Source organism: Pseudomonas sp. MWU16-30323 (genome assembly GCF_020515595.1).
Taxonomy (GTDB): Bacteria; Pseudomonadota; Gammaproteobacteria; order Pseudomonadales; family Pseudomonadaceae; genus Aquipseudomonas; species Aquipseudomonas yamanorum.
The window spans coordinates 204,304-221,687 of sequence record NZ_JAIWYM010000005.1; the positions used below are offsets into that span (position 1 = coordinate 204,304).

Genomic DNA, 17,384 nt, shown 5'->3' on the forward strand with positions numbered 1-17,384 from the left:
CTTGCCACAGCAAGCGCCCTCGCCACAGGGTCACTGCGTGTCATCGAAATAGGGAGCCGCAATGTTCGATCTACTCAACTTCAGCGAGCAAGGCTGGGGCAATGCATTGCTCAAAGGGTTATGGATGACCCTGCAGATCTCCGCCGGCTCGTTTGCGGTGGGGCTGCTGATCGGCCTGGTGGTGGCCTGCGCCAAGCTCAGTGCACCGCGCCCGATAGCGATGCTGATGCGCGGCTACACCACAGTCTTTCGCGCAGTGCCCGAGTTGCTGCTGATTCTGCTGCTGTATTACGCAGGTTCCATGGGCCTCAACGCGCTGATGCTGTGGCTGGGGTTTGCGCAGTTCAACATCAGCGGCCCGCTGGTAGCCGTCCTGGTACTGGGGCTGGTGCAAGGCGCGTACGCCTCGGAGATTTTCCGCGCGGCGATCCTCGCGATCCCCCACGGCCAGATCGAAGCGGCGCGGGCCTTTGGCTTGAGCGGCGTTGGCCTGTTCCGTCGGGTGACCCTGCCGATCATGGCGCCGTACGCCCTGGCTGGCATGTCCAACCTGTGGATCAACCTGATCAAGGACAGTGCGCTGATCAGCGTGGTGGGCACCAACGAACTGCTGTACACCGCCAAACAGGCGGCGGGCTCGACCCGGCATTACCTGTTGTTCTACCTCACGGCCGCCGCCTTGTATTACCTGGTGACATTGGCCTCCAACTACCTGTCCGGGCGCCTGGAACGACGTATTCGTCGCTGGATGCCGGTTGTCGAGTGAGCCGCACATGCCTGAGTGGATAAGTTATTACGCAGGACTGATCGCCAAAGGTTTGCAGACGACCCTGTCATTGCTGGTGATTTCGGCAGTGCTCGGCTTCGCGTTGGCGGTGCTGGTCGCCCTGGCGCGGCTGTCTCGGCGCAAGTGGCTGGCCCGCTGTGCGCTGGGGTACACCAGCGTGCTGCGGGGCACGCCGTTGCTGATCCAGATCTACATTTTCTACTACGGCCTGGGCAGCCTGTTTGCCCAGTTCCCGATGATTCGCGGGAGTTTCCTCTGGCCGTTCCTGCGGGACGGCTACTGGTACATCGTGTTTGCCCTGGTGTTGTCGGTGGGCGCGTACGTCGGCGAAGTGATTCGCGGCGGCCTGCTGGCGGTGCCCAAGGGTGAAATGGAAGCCGCCTCGGCGTTTGGCATGACGCCGCGCCAGGCTCTGTTGCGGGTGCGCCTGCCACGGGCCATGCGCCTGCTGCTGCCGACCCTGGCGGGGGAGACGGTGATGTTGCTCAAGTCCACCGCACTGGCTTCAACCATCGCCGTGGTCGACCTGCTCGGCGCCGCCAACGTGGTGCGCGCCCAGACGTTGCAGATCTACCAGCCGCTGCTGTTGGTGGCCGGGGTCTACCTGTGCCTGACCTTTTTGATTGAAGCCCTGTATGCCGTTGCCGAGCGGCGCGGTACACCGTTGCGCAGGTCTGCCGGATGAAAACCGATCGCTCGTTGCAAGGGATTGCCCTGTGCTCGCTGGCCTATGCATTCCTGGCGTTGCAGGACGCCGGGATCAAATGGCTGGTGGCCGACTATTCAGTGTTCACCATCCTGTTCTGGCGCAGCCTGGTGGTGGTCGCCGCGTGCGTGATCGCCGGGCGCCTGGGTTTGCTCAAGCGTGCCTGGAACTCAGTCAGCCGCAAGTTGCTGATCATCCGCGGCCTGCTGTCGCTGCTGGCCTGGCTGCTGTACTACACCGCCGCCAAGGACCTGACCCTGGCGGAAATGACCACCCTGTATTTTTCTGCGCCGATCATGGTCACATTGCTGGCGGCGCTGATCCTCAAGGAGCGCGCCAGTCGCGGCCAATGGGTTTCGCTGATCATCGGCTTTGTCGGCGTGGTGATTGCCTGTCGGCCCAGCAGCATGCTCGACCCGCTGCCAATCGCCCTGACATTGGCCGCCGCGCTGTGCTGGGCATTTACCTATATCCAGTTGCGGCAGGTGGACGACAACACTTCGGTGCTGGAGCAGATGCTGATCACCAATGTGGTGTTTGTGATGTGCATGGCGGTGGCGCTGCCCTGGACCCACACACCGTCGCCGACCCCGGCATGGCTGGGCATGCTCGGTGCCGGGCTGGTGGGCGGGATTGGCCAGTTCCTGTTGTTTGCGAGTTTTCGCCGGGCCACAGCGACGCTGTTGGCACCGTTTGAATATACCGGGTTGATCTGGGCGTTCCTGCTGTCGAGCCTGGTGTGGGGCACGGTGATGGACGTGTCGCTGATCTTCGGCGCCGCGCTGATCGCCGTCAGCGGCACGCTGGCCATGCTCAGCGCCCGGCATCACGTGTCACAAGACGTGGTCGGCGCCGAATGCTCCGTGACGCAACCCTTGTATCCAGCAGCGGCAGATGTGCAGCCCGTTGCCGGGGCTGAAGGTGCCGGGGTTGAGGCACCACTCAAGCCAGAGTCCGTCGAGCATCGCCGATAAACCGATGGCGGCCAGGCGTGTGTCGTGGATCACGAAGCCTTCGCTCTCGGCCAGGTCGTCGAGCAACTGGCGGATCAGTTCGAGGTAGGCGCGGTAGCTTTTTTCATGGGAGTCATTCACGTGTTCCGAGTGGCGGATCAGGCTCCAGAACACCACCCAGACGCCCAACAGTTTCGGGTCCATCACCCGCGAGGAAAACGAGCCGGCGAGGAATGCATCCAGCCGCGCTGCTGGGCCCACGGCCTGGTCGACTTCCTGCCAGAGGGCGGTGGTCAATTCGCTGGCCAGCTTGTGATAGGTCTCGGCGATCAGTGCGTCGATGCTGCCGAAATGGTGGTTGAGCAACCCCACCGAAACCCCGGCTTCAGCGGCGATGCGCCGCACGGAAATGCCGGCATGCCCGTCCCGGGCGAGGCTGGTGAGGGTGGCGGCAATCAGCAGGTCGCGACGGTCTTCGGTCACAGGCACATCCCGTATGGTTGAACGTGTGTTCAATATATACCTGCAGAACCAACAAGAGGAGGGCAACGGCATGGCAAAAGACCTTTCGTGGCAAGTTCCCGGCGATTCCGGGAACACCCTGCACATCGGCGCCTGGCGCTTCGAGGGTGACGGCAGCGGGCCTCGGGTGCACCTGCAAGCCGGGGTGCATGCCGATGAAATCGCCGGGATGCTGGTGTTGCATCAACTGCTGCCGCGTTTGCAGGCGTGTCAGGACCGGGGGCGGCTCAAGGGCTCGGTGACGGTGGTGCCCCAGGCCAATCCGTTTGGCATTGGGCAGTTTCGCCAGGGGCGGTTGTTGGGGCGGTTTCACGAGGCCACCGGGCAGAACTTTAATCGGGCGTTTGATCATTCGTTGGCGATGGAGCGGCCGGCGAGCAACCTGGCGCAATGGCAGAAAAGTCTGGTGCAACTGGCGGCTGATGCGGAGTTGGTGCTGGACCTGCACACCGATGATGAGGCGCTGCCGTATCTGTATATCCATCGCAGCTTTTGGCCAGAGGGCCAGGTACTGGCGGCGGCGTTGCAGGTGGATGTGGTGATTGTCTGGGACGAGGGCGGTGATGGGTCGTTTGAGGAGACCATCATTGATCAGGGGAAGCCGCGGTTGGCGGCGACGATTGAATTGCGTGGGCAGGCGGATGTGAGTGATGCCTTGGCCGGGCGGGATGGCGATGGGATCTGGGCTTGGCTCTGCGCCAGCGGGGTGATCGATGAGGCGCCGGTGATTGCGCAATGGCACGGGCAGGTGGTGGACATGGGCTGTATGGAGACCATTCTGGCGCCGTGTGCCGGGGTGTTGGTGTTTGAAAAAGGTCTGGGCGAACAGGTGGAAGAGGGTGAGCGGTTTGCACGGATTATCCGGCGGCCTGGGGATCCGGATTCTGAAGTGGTGCTGCATGCGGCGCAAACCGGGCGGATGGTGACGAGGCATCGGGAGCGGTTGGTGTCACAGGGTTCGGTGGTGGCCAAGTTTACCGGGACGCGGTTGTCTGACGGTTACAGCGGGGGGGTGTTGGATCCTTAGGCGGGAGTACATATCCGTTATTTGGGTAACCTAAGATCAAAAGCCAGATCAAGAGCACAGCGGCCTACCGGCCGGCTGAGTGTTGAAGAGCAAGACCAAAACCTAAAGCGGGCATGGTCCAAATGTGGGAGCGGGCTTGCTCGCGAAGGTCGTTAACGATGACGCTGGCATTCTGGATGAACGCGGCGCTCTCAGGTTTTTCGCGAGCAAGCCCGCTCCCACAGAAAAGCAGAGCCAACAAGTTGCAGAAGCGGGTGGGGCTGTTCGCAGTCAGTGGGGCTGCGGCCTCACCAGGCCGCGTTTTTCCAGCAACAGGCGCTCCAGTTCCATCATCGGCAGCGGCCGGCTGAACAGGTACCCCTGGATCTGATCGCAGCCGGCCTCCCGCAGAAACTCCAGCTGTGCCTGGGTTTCCACACCTTCGGCCACCACTCGCAGCTTGAGGCTGTGGGCCAGTTCGATGATGGTGCGGGTGATCGCCGCGTCCTGGGGGTTGCTGGTGACTTCGCGGATAAACGCGATGTCGATTTTCAGCGTATCAATCGGGAACCGCCGCAGGTAAGCCAGGCTGGAATAGCCGGTGCCGAAGTCGTCGATGGAGATCTTCACCCCCATGGCCCGCAGGCGTTGCAAGCTGGCGATGGTGTGTTGGGTGTTTTCCATCAGCGAGCCTTCGGTCAACTCAACCTCCAGCCAATGCGGCTCCACCCCAGCCCTGGTGAGGGAATGGGAGATATCGGCAATCAAGTCACCCTCGATCAATTGGTGACCCGACACATTGACCGACACTTCGACGGCGCCCACCGCAGTGGATTGCCAGGTGGCCATCTGGCTGCACACGTTATCGATCACCCAACGACCGAGTGTCACGATCAACCCCAGGCTCTCGAGGATCGGGATAAACACCGCCGGAGACACCGCACCGTACTCGGGCCGGTCCCAACGCAACAAGGCTTCAAGCCCGCACACCTGACCGCTGTCCAGTTCGACCTTGGGTTGGTAATGCAGCACGAACTCTTCGCGTTCGACGGCCAGGTGCAAGGCTTTTTCCAGCTCCTGGCGCGCCAGGTCATGCACATTCAACCGGGCAGTTGCATGCTGGTGATGCTGCAGTTGCTGCTCCAACAACAGGCTATGGTTTTTCAACTGATCGCCGTGGGCCTTGAGCCGCAGCAGGTTGCGTACCCGCAGCCACAACTCGACCCGCTCCACCGGCTTGCTGATGAATTCTTCAGCACCGGTTTCCAGGCCACTGAGTCGCGCGCTGGACTCGCTCAGGGCCGAGAGCATGATGATCGGAATGTTCGCCGTGGCCTGGTTGCCCTTGAGCTGGTTGGCCACTTCGTAACCGTCCATGCCCGGCATCATGATGTCCAGCAGGATCAAGTCCGGCGGCCTTTGCGCCACCAACTGCAAGGCTTCTTCACCACTGGCGGCACTCATGGTCTGGTAACCCTCGTGGCGCAGCAGGGTTTCCAGCAGCTTGCGCACCTGGATTTCATCATCGACGATCAAGAGCGTTGCGGGTTGGCTGGCCATGGAGAGGACTCAAGTTGGAGGTGTAATGTTCTTTTGCAGCAGCGTATCGATTACCTGGTACAGCTCTTTGTAGCGCAGGGGCTTGATGATGTAGGCATCGCAACCGGCCCGCAGGGTTTTGTCGCGGTCTTCCTTCATGGCCATGGCGGTCAGGGCGATCACCGGGATGTGGGCGGTGTGAGGGTCCTGCTTGAGCAGTGACGTGGCCGCCAGGCCGTCCATGCCGGGCAACTGGATGTCCATGAGGATCAGCGCCGGTTGTTTTTCCCGGGCCAGGGTCAACCCGGTCTCGGCGTCAGCCGCCCACAACACGCTGTGGCCGGCGTTTACCAGCAGCAAGCGGGCAAGGCGCATGTTGGCCTCGTTGTCTTCGACGATCAGGATTTCGGCCATGGGGCCTCCGCCTCCGCGGCGCGGTGCAGCGGCAGCCACACCACAAATCGCGCGCCGGCACCTTCGCGGCTGGCCACGGCGACACTGCCGCCGTGCAGGTCGGTCAGTTGCTTGACCATCGCCAGGCCCAGGCCCGTGCCTTCGAATTTGCGCGCCAGGCTGCTGTCGATCTGGCTGAAAGCCTTGAACAGCTTGCTCATGTCGTGCCGGGCGATACCGATGCCGGTGTCGCTGACGCTGAATTCCAGGAACTGTTGCTGCTCGCTGGGTTGCAGGGCAAAACCGTAGGTGGGCCAGTCGCCGGAAACCTGCCCGACTTGTGCACGACTCACCTCGCGCACCGACAGGGTCACGGAGCCGCCGTGCTCGCTGAACTTCACCGCATTGGCCAGCAGGTTGTAGATGATCTGCTTGGTCTTGCGCAGGTCGAGTTCCAGGATGCCGAAGTCGTCCTGGCATTCAAGTTTCAACTGGATGCGTTGCAGCGCGGCCTTTTCCCGCACGATCAGCAGGCTGTTGGCCAACAACCCCGCCAGCTCCACGGCTTCCAGTTCCAGGTCCATCATCCCGGCCTCGACCTTGGACAGGTCGAGGATGTCGTTGATCAGCGACAGCAAGTGCTGGCCGCTGGTGAAGATGTCGCCGATGTATTCGCGCTGGATATCGGTCATGTCGCCCACCAGGCCATCCTTGAGGGCTTCGGAAAAACCGATCACCGCATTCAGCGGCGTGCGCAGTTCGTGGGACATGGTGGCGAGGAATTCGGACTTCATGTGGCTGGCGTGTTCCAGCTCCAGGTTCTTCTCTTCGAGGGCACGCTCAAAGCCTTTGCGTTGTGCCTCTTCCTGCTTGCGTGCGGTGTTGTCGGTGCCGATCAGCAGATAGCCGATGATCGCGTCGTTGCGGTTGCGCAGGGCGGTGACCGAGACCATCGCCGACAGGCGACTGTTGTCCTTGCGGATATAGGTCAGCTCGTAGATGTCCTCGATGCCCCGGGAGGCCTTGAACACCAGGGCTTCGAAGCCGGGCGTGATCGGTGTGTCCAGTTCCAGGCTGAGGGCGGCGGCGCGGGTGATCAGCTCGGCGGGGTCGGAAATGTCGGCCGGTGTGACGCGGTTCAGCACATCGGCGGCGGCATAGCCGAGCATGCGTTCAGCGCCGACGTTGAAGATCTGGATCACGCCTTTTTCGTCGGTGGCGATGCTGGAGAAGTAGGCGCTGTTGAAGATCGCGTCTTGCAGCGCGCCGGTCTTGAGCAGGGCTTTCTGGCGTTTGAATTCGACGATTTTCTCGGCCCGGGATTGCGGCTCGATGGGGCTGTCGGCTGAAGAGTTGTCCATCGTGAAGTGTTCCGTGAACTTGAGGCCAGACGCTGCGCAAACGCAGCGCCGCAGAGCATGCTCACAGAAGATCGCGCAGGCGCGATGAGGAGGAGATGATGTCTTTGGACGATAGCAGATTAGCAACGGTTTACACCGCTATAACAAGGTCAAAAGCATGCACTCTCAACAAAAATCACTCAAATGGAGTGATTTTTCTCAAAGGCAGGTATGCGATCTTCAATTAATCCGGGTCGCGGCGGATTTCCAGGGTGGCCCTGAGCCCGCCCGTGGCGCGATTTTCCAGGTGAACCTGGCCGCCCAGGCGCTGGGCGATGGTTTGCACGATCGTCAGCCCCAGGCCAGCGCCATGGGCGTTGCCTCGGCTGTAAAACCGCTCGAACAGCCGCTCATGCTCGGCTTCGTCAATACCGGGCCCCTCATCCTCCACCGTCAGTTGGAAATAGCCGGGCGTTTTGTTCAGGCCCACCGTGATCACCCCATGTTCCGGGGAAAAGTTGGCCGCGTTGGTCACCAGATTGTTCAAGGCAATGTGGATGGATGCCGCATCAACGTTGGCGCGGCAGTCGTCATCGTCGATCTCGAAGGCCAGCTCAAGGCCTTTGCTGAGCAGCCAGGGGGTCAGTTGAATCAGGCCGTCACGCACGGTTGTCGCCAGGTCCACCGGCTGAACCGGTGGCCATGCAGAGGTTGGCTCCAGCCGAGCCATGGTCAGCAGTTGGTTGACCAGCCGGCTGGCGCGGTCCACGCCCTCGATCAAGAACGTGAGGGACTCGCGGCGCTCATGTTCTGTGCCGGCTTCCAGCAGGTTTTGTGCATGCACCCGCAGCACCGCCAGCGGTGTACGCAGTTCATGGGCGGCGTCGGCAATAAAACGTCGCTCACGCCCCAGGACTTCCTGGATCTGCGCCAGCATGCGATTGAGTGCGGCCTGCATGGGCTCCAGTTCCATGGGCAGGGGACTCAGTTGCATCGGTTCCAATGACCCGGAGTGCCGGGCGCGCAAGGTAGCGGCCATGTTGACCAGCGGTTTGAGCCCCCAGCCGATGGCCAGCCAGACCATGCCGGCCAGGATCAGGCTGCCCAGGATATTGGGCCACAGTGTATGGCGCACAATGCGGTCGACCAGGTCGGAGCGCACATCGTCCCGCTCACCGACCCAGATCCGCAGGCCATTGTCCTTGTCTTTCAGCACGAAGCCGCGCCAATCACGTCCGGCCAAGTCGGTGACATTGCCGAAGCCCGGTTGCGCAGGCGGCTTGGCGAAGGCGGGCGCACTGCTGGTGAACACCAGAAGCTCGCCTTGAGGGCTCCAGACCTGAAAGGCAATCTTGCTTTCATACGGGTGGCCATTGACCTTGGGCACCGCTTCTCCCAAAGCCTTATTGAAGGCGCGATACAGGTCTGCCTGGTCTCTGCTGGCCAGCGGCATGCTCATGACACCCTGCAGCAACCGCGCATTCTGGGCCAGCTGAGCATCATAAACCTCAGCGATTTCGTGATTGCTGTCGTGCAGGTTGAAAATGCTGATCACCAACAATCCAGCGAGCAGCAGGCCAATGATCAGTGTCAGGGTGCGCCGCCGGATTGAGGTCATCGCCGTTCCTCGACCAGGTAGCCTATCCCGCGAATGGTCCGGATCAAGTCGCTGGAAAACTTCTTGCGCAGGTGATGAATGTGCACTTCCAGGGTGTTGCTCTCGGCTTCTTCGTTCCAGCCATAAAGCAGTTGCATCAGTTGGTCACGGGTCATGACCCGCCCCGGTGGGGAGAGCAGTTCGTGCAGTAACTGATACTCCTTGGGCGTCAGCAGTACCGGTGCGCCGTTATAGCTGACTTGTTGGGTGCCCGGGTCAAGGGCGATGCCCGCGTGCTCGATCAGCGCCCGCGCGCGCCCTGCACTGCGGCGCAGCAATGCGCGCAGACGGGCCTTGAGCTCGGCCAGATCAAAGGGCTTGATCAAGTAATCGTCGGCACCGGCATCCAGCCCGGCGATACGGTCTTCGGTGGCATCTCGGGCCGTGAGAATCAGCACAGGCACCTGGGAGCCGCTGTCGCGCAAGCGGCGCAACACCTCCAACCCGTCCATGCGCGGCAGGCCCAGGTCTAGCACCACGACATCAAAGGTTTCGCTGAGCAACGCATGCAAGGCGCTGCTGCCGTCCTGCAACCAATCAACGGTGTACCCCTCGCGCGCCAGGGCCTGGTGGATACCTTCGCCCAGGGCCACGTCATCTTCGATCAGTAATAAGCGCACAGAGACTCCTGTCAGGTCAGTTTTTTGTTGACGTCCACCAACAAGCTTTCGATCTCCTGGCGGCGCCCGGCATCGGCGGTTTCGCGGCCAGGGCGGGGGGCGGCCTGCAAGGCTTGCTGCAAGGCGACCTTGGCGTCGGCGTAGCGTTTTTGCCGGTACAGATGGTCGCCCCAGAAATACAGACTATCAATGCCGGTCGGGTTCAGTTGCAAGGCCTGCTTGAGCAGTTTCTCGGCTTTGTCGGCATCACCAAAGCCGATGGGCCAGCCGGGGACGCGATCATATAGCGCAGCCAGGCTCGTATAGGCCGAACCTTGCAAGGCGCCAGGGTCCAGCGCCAATGCCTTTTCGAAGTCGGCTTTCGCCTCCTTGACTTTGCTCAACGCGCCCAGCCCGCCCTGGGCACCGGCCCAACTGCTGGTCACGATGCCGGACCAGATCCAGGCTTCGGCGACCCGAGGCCGCGCCTGGGTAAAGCCCGTGGCCTGGGTGGCCAGCTCTTCAAAGGCATGGGTGCGTTGTTCGGCGGGCAGGTTGTATTGAATGTGCGCCCAGCGCAGTTGGATGTCGCTCAGACGTTGCTGGTCGGCATTGTCCAGGGCCCAGGAACCCTGGCTCAGGCCCATCAGCAGCAAGACCGCGAAGATTTTTTTCATGGCGTAAGGTCCTTGTGGTCAGGCTTGTGGCTCAAGCGGCGTATCAGTGGCAAATGCTTGCGCAGCCCTCGGTCTACCAAGTGCGGCAGCAGGCCGTTGAGGCGTACGAAGAAGCGCTCTGGCCAACCCAGGTAAAGGTCGCGCCGATCGGTGGCGATGGCCTGGATCACCGCCGATGCGACGGTTTGCGGGTCGTCGACATTGGCCTTGAGCGCGTCGTTCAAAGCCTGCGCCGCCGGGCTGTTCATGCGGGTGCTGGTGGCCCGGGGAGCTACGTACAAGACACTCACCCGGGTGTCAGCCAGCTCCCGGCGCAAGGCTTCGGAAAATCCCCGCAGGGCAAACTTGCTGGCGCAATAGCTGGCATACCCTGGATAACCGATGGAGCCGTAGGTGGAACCCACATTCACCACCATGGCGCTCTCGGCTTGCTTGAGCACCGGCAGCAGGATTTTCGTCAGGCTGATGGGCGCACCAATGTTCAGTGCCAGCATGGCGCTGATTTCACTGTCGTCCAGTTGTTCGAGCATCGCGAAGTGATTGATACCGGCCGCATTGATCAGCAGGTTGATGCCGCCGATGGCTTCGGCCGCCGCCAGGACTTTGCGCCGGTCGCTGACGAAGGTCAGGTCGGCGCCTACCCAGCACAGGTGTTGCGGGTAGCGCTCGATCAACGCGTCCAGCGGCTCGCGGTGCCGGGCCACGGCCAGCACTCTGGCGCCGGCGGCACACAGCGCGGTGGCAATCGCCAGGCCAATGCCGCCGCTGGCACCCGTCAACACCACCCGCGCGTCAGACAGGCGCATGGGTATTCTCCGCACTGCGTGGCAAACCCCGGAACATCGCGGTGTACAGGGTGTACACCACTTTTGAGGCGTGAATCACGGCCGCTTGGTCATCAGCATCCTCAAGGCTATTCATCAACCGGCGGTAGGTCTCCATATGGCCGATGTCCAGTGAACCATGGGAACTGAGGTAGCTGAACGCCGTTTCGGGCAGCCCCAGGCGCTCACGGATATTGCCGGCGGCATGGGTGGCCAGTGCGATGCTGGTGCCTTCCAGCACATTGACCATGCCAAACAGGCCCACCGGATTGCCCCGGGCAATCAGGTCATAGAGAAAACCCACCATGAGCTCGATGGGCAACGAAGGCTGTCCATCGCGTACGGCGTCTTTGTCGCCGCCGCAGGCAGCAATGTCGTTGAGCACCCACTGCTCATGGCCGTATTCGTCCTCGATGTATTCGCACACGGCCTTGCGCAGCCATTCCAGGCGCGAAGGCAGGCGTGCGCCACATGCCATCATCAAGGGCACTGTGTGGCGAACGTGGTAATAGGCCTGTGCCAGGAACGCGCGGTAACTGTCCAGGCTGACAGTGCCTTCCAGCGCGTCTCGGATGATCGGCAGGCTGAACAGTTCCTGGCGTTCCTTCTGGGTGGCTTCTTGCAGGGTGTCGAAGAAATTCATGACGGTGTTTCCTCAGGGAACAGGGTTTCCAGGCGGGATTGATAATGCGCGACGATGGCGTCACGGCGTGGCCTGCCATTGGCGGTCAGCAATCCGTTGGCGGCTGTAAAGGGTTGAGGCAGGCGCGTCCAGTAATGCACCTGGGCGTAATCGGGCAGGGCAGCGTTGGCCTGGGCCACGGCGGTCGCCAGTTGTTGGTCGGTGCAGTCCGGGCGACGGGGCCACAGCAGCGCATGGTTATGCGGCAGTGCCTCGCCATAGACAAAGGCCTGGGCGATTTCACCGCCCTGGGTCATCTCCGCCTCGACCCATTCCGGGTTGACGTTGCGGCCAAAGCTGGTGACGAATTGGTGCTTCTTGCGGCCCTTGAGGAACAGAAAACCGTCAGCATCGAAGACCCCAAGGTCGCCGCTGGGCCACCACGCATCCAGCGCCTCGTCGTGGCCCAGATAACCGAGCAAGGTGGAGCCCTTGATCAGTACCTCGCCGTCATCGTCCAGGCGAATCTCCACATGGGGCAATGGCCGGCCAACACTGCCGGGGCGATGGGCCCCAGGCCGGTTCAGGCAAACCACCGAGGCGCATTCCGACAGTCCATACCCCTCATAGACCGGCATCCCGACCTGCTGCGCGCGCGCCAGCAATGCTTCGGATACCCGGGCACCGCCCACTGCCGCAAAGCGCAGGAGCCGAGGGTTGAACACGTGTTGCTCGGCGGCACTGACCAACACCTGCAACAACTGCGGCACCAGGATCAGGCTGTGTGGCGCACGCGCCGCCAGGCTGCCCAACAGTTGCGGCGCATTTACGCCACTGGCGCCCTGCATACCGAGGCTGCCCTGACTCGGCAGGCTCAAGGTTGCCCCTGCGTACAGCGCGGCGTAGCAGCCCAGGTTTTCCAACAGAATCGCCAGCGGCAACAGCGCCATATGATGGCGAGGGGCTGCCGGTCGGCTGGCGTGCTCCAGCTCCCGCGCCACCCGCAGCAGGCTATCGGCGCTCAGGCATACGCCCTTGGGCGTTCCGGTGGTGCCCGAGGTGAAGGTGAGCTTGGCAGTACCTTCTGGCATTGAGTTCGCACCACTGAAGGCGCGATGCCAGAACTCGCCGTTGTTCCGATAGCCAAGGGCGTGCAGTTCAGGCGCCAGGTGCGGCTCGCAGATCACCCGTTCGGCCTGGCTTTGCTCCAGGCAATGAGCGCGCTGGGCCGGGCTGAAAAACGGCGGCAGGGTGACACAGGTCAACCCCTCGAACAGCAACGCCAAGTCCCAGAGCATCGCGTCTACCCCGTTGTCCAGCGCCACGGCGACTACCTTGGCGCCCTCATCACGCAGGCGTTGTTGTCGATACGCCACCTCGGCACACAGGGTGGGGTAATCCAGTTTCAGGTGATCGCCCCACAGGGCGATGCTGCCGTCGTGGCGCTCGGCATGGCTGCGCAGGGCTTCCTGGAAACGCCGGGTTTCAGGCGACATGGCTGGCTTCCTCGATAGACGTTGGCAACCCCAGGCGCGTGAACAGGCCCATGTTGCGTAAATGAATGAACCCGGCGCGGATATTCCCGACATGCACCCAAGGCTGGCTTTCGTAATAACTGCCCCAGTGATGCTGGTCGTCGCCAAGGCGCTGCGGGTCGGCCGCACACAGGGTGACGGGCTTCAATCCCAGGCGGTGAAAGCTGTTGACCAGTCCGGTATTGCCGGTAAATGCCACCCACTCCAGGCCACCCATGGCCAGTAAGTAGGTAATAGCGATGATGCTCAGCCGCGCACTGCCGGTGTCGCTGGCAGCCAGGTTGCCGACTTCAGCGATGGCGCCACGGTCCACCGTTTGCTCGGCGGCAGCGCTGATCAGCGGGTCTATCGGGTGATCCAGGTAGCGCTCCAGAAACAGCGCCTCGGCGCTGGCCAACCGCACGCCGGCCACCGCGCACAGCTCGCCGCCAGCCTTGCTGACGCCAAACAGTTGCGGCATGAAATGCCGGATATCAGCGCCATGGGCAATTCGAAAACGCTGCTGGATGAAGGCTTCGAAAGAAGGGCGTTGCGCGTCGTGCACCAAGGCACGATCCAGTGACATGTGTGGGGTGTCGGCTTGGCCGAACCTCAGTGGCAAGGGAATGTTCCAGTCGATATCGGGCATTGGCAATTCGCCTCCCTCGTTGAGTTGGGAGGAGTATCCGAGGCGATTCTTAACGGAGTCTGAAGGTGCTGAAAATGATCGATTTGCCCATCTTCAGATTGCCTTAAGACACGAAGGGCAGGGTGGCGCTGTCTGTTCACGGCGGGATGAATGAATCGTCCGCCGGCCACTCCCTTGCACGAGGCTCCTCACCCATGACCCAAAACTCAACCACCCAGCGCTACACAACACTGTCGATGACCCTGCACTGGCTGATGCTTGCGCTGTTTGTCGGCGTCTATGCCTGTATCGAAATCAAAGGCCTGCTACCCCGAGGGAGCGCGCTGAGAGGCCTGCTCCTGGGCGGGCATGCGCTATTCGGCGTGGGGATTTTTGTGCTGGTGTGGCTGCGCTTGCTCGGCCGACTGGCTCCGCGCCCGGCGATCCTGCCACGCCCACCGACCTGGCAAACGGCGCTGTCGCACCTGATGCACCTGGCGCTGTACGGGTTGATGATCGTCACGCCGCTGCTGGCGTGGTTGATGCTCAACGCACAGGACAAACCGCTGCCGTATTTTGCGATTCCTTTGCCGCCGCTGGTAAACCCGGACCCGGACCTCGCACGGCAATTCAAACACTGGCACGAATGGCTGGGCAGTGCCGGTTACTGGCTGATCGGACTGCACGCGGCGGCAGGGCTGTTTCACCATTACTGGGTCCGGGATAACACCTTGGTACGCATGTTGCCCAAGCGCTTCGAACCTTGAAGAAGTGATCGGAATGCCAGGTGGGTTCCGCCCTGGCATTCATCCATGGTTTCAACACTCAATCATCACAATCGACGGAACATGAGTTGATGAAACGTTTAACCAACCCTAAAAAACGCTACGCAAGCGCTTGCTTAAAGTTTTTTATCTGATTAGAGTCATTTTCAATCAGGTCACCAGCTGAAACATTTTCGGCGTTGACCCAGGTAAAAAAAATAAAAAAGCCGGGGTTGCACATGCACACTTTGTCTTGCCAGTCAGTCCGCATCGCCGTGGGCGTCACATCATCGGTGAGGCCTCAGCCATGAGCCTCGTACCGCAGCCATTGCCCCTCCTCGAAATGCACGGCATCAGCAAGACCTTCAACGGCCTGCGGGTGCTCAAAAACGTCAGCCTGAAGGTCTACCCCGGTGAAATCCACGCCCTGATGGGTGAGAACGGCGCCGGCAAATCGACCTTGATGAAGATCCTCTCCGGTGCCTACCAGGCCGATGACGGCGGCACTATCCGCATCGATGGCCAGCCCGTCGCCAGCTACAACCCAGCCTCCGCCAAAGCCCTCGGCATTGCCGTGATCTACCAGGAACTCAGCCTGTGCCCGAACCTGACGGTGGCCGAGAACATCTACCTGGGCCGTGAACTGCGCCGTGGCTGGACCATCGACCGCAAGGGCATGGAAGCCGGGGTGGCTGAAGTGCTGGCAAGGCTCGGCGCGGAGTTCCTGCCCACCACCCGCGTCGCCAGCCTGTCCATCGCCGAGCGCCAACTGGTAGAAATCGCCCGGGCGCTGCATGCCCACGCGAAAATCCTGGTGATGGACGAACCCACCACGCCGCTGTCTTCCCGGGAAACCGACCGCCTGTTTGCGCTGATCAAACAGCTGCGCAGCCAGGGCCTGGCGATCATTTACATCAGCCACCGCATGGCGGAAATCTACGAACTGTCAGACCGGGTCTCGGTGCTGCGGGACGGCGAGTACGTCGGCGAACTGGCGCGGGACGTGCTGTCGGCCGAGGTGCTGGTGAAGATGATGGTGGGCCGCGACCTTTCCGGTTTCTACAAGAAAGAACATGCCGCCTACGACCCCGGCCAGGTGGTGATGCGCGTGCGTGACATGGCCGACGGCAAGCGCGTGCGCCATTGCAGTTTCGACCTGCACGCCGGTGAAGTGCTGGGCATTGCCGGGCTGGTGGGCGCTGGCCGTACCGAACTGGCGCGGCTGATCTTTGCGGCCGACCCGCGGACTTCCGGCACCCTGGAAGTGGTCGGCAAGACCGTGACCCAACTGCGCAACCCGGCGGATGCGATTCGTGCCGGCGTGGTGTACCTCACCGAAGACCGCAAGGCCCAGGGCCTGTTTCTCGACATGAGCGTGGCCGACAACATCAACGTTTGTGCCTGTGTGCCGGACGCCCACGCCGGTGGGGTGCTCGACCGTGGCCACGCGGCACAACGCTCACGCGATGCGATCAAGTCCCTGTCGATCCGCGTGGCCTCGGGCAAGGTCAATGTCGGCAGCTTGTCCGGCGGCAATCAGCAGAAGGTGCTGCTGGCCCGACTGCTGGAGGTCAAGCCCCACGTACTGATCCTCGACGAACCCACCCGTGGCGTGGACATCGGCTCCAAATCCGAGATCTACCGCATCATCAACCAACTGGCCAAGGCCGGCGTAGGCATCGTGGTGATCTCCAGCGAGCTGCCGGAAATCATCGGCACCTGCGACCGCGTGCTGATCATGCGCGAAGGGCAATTGGTCGCCGAAGTGGGCGGGGCCTCAGGGCTGGATATTTCCCAGGAGGCGATCATCGACCTCGCCACCGGCAGCGAGCAGGTGGCCGCCCATGGCTAATTCAACAACAAGCGGGAGCAACACCATGACTGTGGCAACGATCGGCAAGGCTGAGCGTATTCGCGAACTGATGCGCACGGTGGGCATGTTGCCGGTGCTGGTGCTACTGCTGGTGGGCTTTGCCCTGGCCAGCGAAAACTTCATGACGGTGCAGAACCTGTCGATCATCACCCAGCAGGCGTCGGTCAACGTGGTGCTGGCGGCGGGCATGACCTTTGTGATCCTCACGGCGGGCATCGACCTGTCGGTGGGGGCGATTCTTGCGGCCTCGGCCGTGGTCGCGCTGCAAGCCTCGATGTCACCGCAATTCGGCATGTTCGGGATTGCCGCCGGGGTTGGCTTCGGCCTGTTGCTGGGCCTGGTCAACGGCGGCCTGATCGCCTTCATGCGCCTGCCGCCGTTTATCGTCACCCTCGGTGCGCTGACGGCCATGCGCGGTTTGGCACGCCTGTTGGCCGACGACAAAACCGTGTTCAACCCTGACCTGCCATTCGCCTTTATCGGCAACGACTCAGTGCTGGGCGTGCCCTGGCTGGTGATTATCGCCGTGGCCGTCATCGCATTGTCGTGGTTCATCCTGCGGCGCACGGTGATGGGGGTGCAGATCTACTCCGTGGGCGGCAACCCGGAAGCGGCGCGGCTGTCGGGGATCAAGGTGTGGAAAGTCCTGCTGTTCGTCTATGCCATGTCCGGCGCGTTGGCCGGGCTGGGCGCGGTGATGAGCGCGTCACGCCTGTTCGCCGCCAATGGCCTGCAACTGGGGCAATCCTATGAGCTGGATGCGATTGCCGCGGTGATCCTCGGCGGCACCAGTTTTACCGGCGGCGTCGGCACCATCGGCGGCACGCTGATTGGTGCGCTGATCATCGCGGTATTGACCAACGGCCTGGTGCTGCTGGGGGTGTCGGATATCTGGCAGTACATCATCAAGGGCATCGTGATCATTGGCGCCGTGGCGCTGGATCGCTATCGCCAGTCCGGTGCGCGGACCTGATTTCACT

17 protein-coding genes and 1 pseudogene are annotated in these 17,384 nt (G+C 62.0%); 7 read left to right on the forward strand and 11 right to left on the reverse strand.

Features of this window, described 5'->3' with window-relative positions; genetic code table 11:
- The first annotated feature begins 61 nt into the window (after nucleotides 1–61).
- The 3 genes from LIY45_RS08825 to LIY45_RS08835 are packed head-to-tail and all read left to right on the forward strand — an operon-like array spanning nucleotide 62 to nucleotide 2,467.
- Nucleotides 62–766, forward strand: coding sequence for an ABC transporter permease subunit (locus tag LIY45_RS08825; RefSeq protein WP_017479750.1), 705 nt, complete (start codon nucleotides 62–64; stop codon nucleotides 764–766).
- Between the two features lie 7 nt (nucleotides 767–773).
- Nucleotides 774–1,472, forward strand: coding sequence for an ABC transporter permease subunit (locus LIY45_RS08830; RefSeq protein ID WP_063030284.1), 699 nt, complete (start codon nucleotides 774–776; stop codon nucleotides 1,470–1,472).
- Nucleotides 1,469–2,467, forward strand: coding sequence for a DMT family transporter (locus tag LIY45_RS08835; protein WP_226476026.1), 999 nt, complete (start codon nucleotides 1,469–1,471; stop codon nucleotides 2,465–2,467). The genes LIY45_RS08830 and LIY45_RS08835 overlap by 4 nt, the downstream gene beginning before the upstream one ends.
- Here LIY45_RS08835 and LIY45_RS08840 read toward each other — a convergent pair.
- A pseudogene (locus LIY45_RS08840) lies at nucleotides 2,423–3,055 on the reverse strand (TetR family transcriptional regulator C-terminal domain-containing protein); the annotation flags it as partial. The gene LIY45_RS08835 and the pseudogene LIY45_RS08840 overlap by 45 nt on opposite strands.
- Here LIY45_RS08840 and LIY45_RS08845 point away from each other — a divergent pair.
- Nucleotides 3,000–3,995: a succinylglutamate desuccinylase/aspartoacylase family protein gene (locus LIY45_RS08845; protein ID WP_226476027.1), complete on the forward strand. Its 996-nt coding sequence runs from the start codon at nucleotides 3,000–3,002 to the stop codon at nucleotides 3,993–3,995. The pseudogene LIY45_RS08840 and the gene LIY45_RS08845 overlap by 56 nt on opposite strands.
- Nucleotides 3,996–4,265: 270 nt before the next feature.
- Here the strand turns inward: LIY45_RS08845 and LIY45_RS08850 are convergent, their stop codons facing one another.
- From LIY45_RS08850 to LIY45_RS08895, 10 genes are all read right to left on the reverse strand, one after another.
- Nucleotides 4,266–5,534, reverse strand: a complete 1,269-nt coding sequence (locus LIY45_RS08850; protein ID WP_226476028.1) for an EAL domain-containing response regulator — start codon at nucleotides 5,532–5,534, stop codon at nucleotides 4,266–4,268.
- Between the two features lie 9 nt (nucleotides 5,535–5,543).
- A complete protein-coding gene (locus LIY45_RS08855) occupies nucleotides 5,544–5,927 on the reverse strand; it encodes a response regulator (RefSeq protein WP_003209702.1) in 384 nt (127 codons plus the stop codon).
- Complete coding sequence (locus tag LIY45_RS08860) at nucleotides 5,912–7,267, reverse strand: PAS domain-containing sensor histidine kinase (protein WP_226476029.1); 1,356 nt, start codon at nucleotides 7,265–7,267, stop codon at nucleotides 5,912–5,914. The genes LIY45_RS08855 and LIY45_RS08860 overlap by 16 nt, the downstream gene beginning before the upstream one ends.
- A 223-nt stretch (nucleotides 7,268–7,490) precedes the next feature.
- Nucleotides 7,491–8,864, reverse strand: coding sequence for an ATP-binding protein (locus LIY45_RS08865; RefSeq protein ID WP_226476030.1), 1,374 nt, complete (start codon nucleotides 8,862–8,864; stop codon nucleotides 7,491–7,493).
- Nucleotides 8,861–9,523 carry a response regulator gene (locus LIY45_RS08870; RefSeq protein ID WP_017479758.1) on the reverse strand — a complete coding sequence of 221 codons (663 nt, stop codon included), beginning with the start codon at nucleotides 9,521–9,523 and terminating at the stop codon, nucleotides 8,861–8,863. Before LIY45_RS08870 ends, LIY45_RS08865 begins: the two co-directional genes overlap by 4 nt.
- 11 nt (nucleotides 9,524–9,534) lie before the next feature.
- Nucleotides 9,535–10,179, reverse strand: a complete 645-nt coding sequence (locus tag LIY45_RS08875) for a tetratricopeptide repeat protein (RefSeq protein WP_226476031.1) — start codon at nucleotides 10,177–10,179, stop codon at nucleotides 9,535–9,537.
- Nucleotides 10,176–10,985: an SDR family oxidoreductase gene (locus LIY45_RS08880; RefSeq protein WP_017479760.1), complete on the reverse strand. Its 810-nt coding sequence runs from the start codon at nucleotides 10,983–10,985 to the stop codon at nucleotides 10,176–10,178. Before LIY45_RS08880 ends, LIY45_RS08875 begins: the two co-directional genes overlap by 4 nt.
- Nucleotides 10,972–11,646 carry an iron-containing redox enzyme family protein gene (locus tag LIY45_RS08885; RefSeq protein ID WP_017479761.1) on the reverse strand — a complete coding sequence of 225 codons (675 nt, stop codon included), beginning with the start codon at nucleotides 11,644–11,646 and terminating at the stop codon, nucleotides 10,972–10,974. Before LIY45_RS08885 ends, LIY45_RS08880 begins: the two co-directional genes overlap by 14 nt.
- Nucleotides 11,643–13,121: an AMP-binding protein gene (locus tag LIY45_RS08890; protein ID WP_226476032.1), complete on the reverse strand. Its 1,479-nt coding sequence runs from the start codon at nucleotides 13,119–13,121 to the stop codon at nucleotides 11,643–11,645. The genes LIY45_RS08885 and LIY45_RS08890 overlap by 4 nt, the downstream gene beginning before the upstream one ends.
- The gene (locus tag LIY45_RS08895; protein ID WP_226476033.1) at nucleotides 13,111–13,788 is read right to left on the reverse strand and encodes a thermostable hemolysin; all 678 of its coding nucleotides are present in this window, start codon (nucleotides 13,786–13,788) and stop codon (nucleotides 13,111–13,113) included. The genes LIY45_RS08890 and LIY45_RS08895 overlap by 11 nt, the downstream gene beginning before the upstream one ends.
- A gap of 194 nt (nucleotides 13,789–13,982) precedes the next feature.
- On the opposite strand from LIY45_RS08895, the gene LIY45_RS08900 reads away from it, so the two are divergent.
- The 3 genes from LIY45_RS08900 (at nucleotide 13,983) to LIY45_RS08910 (ending at nucleotide 17,377) form a co-directional block, all read left to right on the forward strand.
- Entirely contained in the window at nucleotides 13,983–14,534 is a 552-nt protein-coding gene (locus LIY45_RS08900) for a cytochrome b (protein WP_226476034.1), read from the forward strand.
- Nucleotides 14,535–14,838: 304 nt separating this feature from the next.
- Nucleotides 14,839–16,383, forward strand: coding sequence for a sugar ABC transporter ATP-binding protein (locus tag LIY45_RS08905; protein ID WP_226476035.1), 1,545 nt, complete (start codon nucleotides 14,839–14,841; stop codon nucleotides 16,381–16,383).
- Nucleotides 16,384–16,408: 25 nt separating this feature from the next.
- Nucleotides 16,409–17,377, forward strand: a complete 969-nt coding sequence (locus LIY45_RS08910; RefSeq protein ID WP_003209708.1) for a hypothetical protein — start codon at nucleotides 16,409–16,411, stop codon at nucleotides 17,375–17,377.
- The last annotated feature ends 7 nt before the right edge of the window (nucleotides 17,378–17,384 follow it).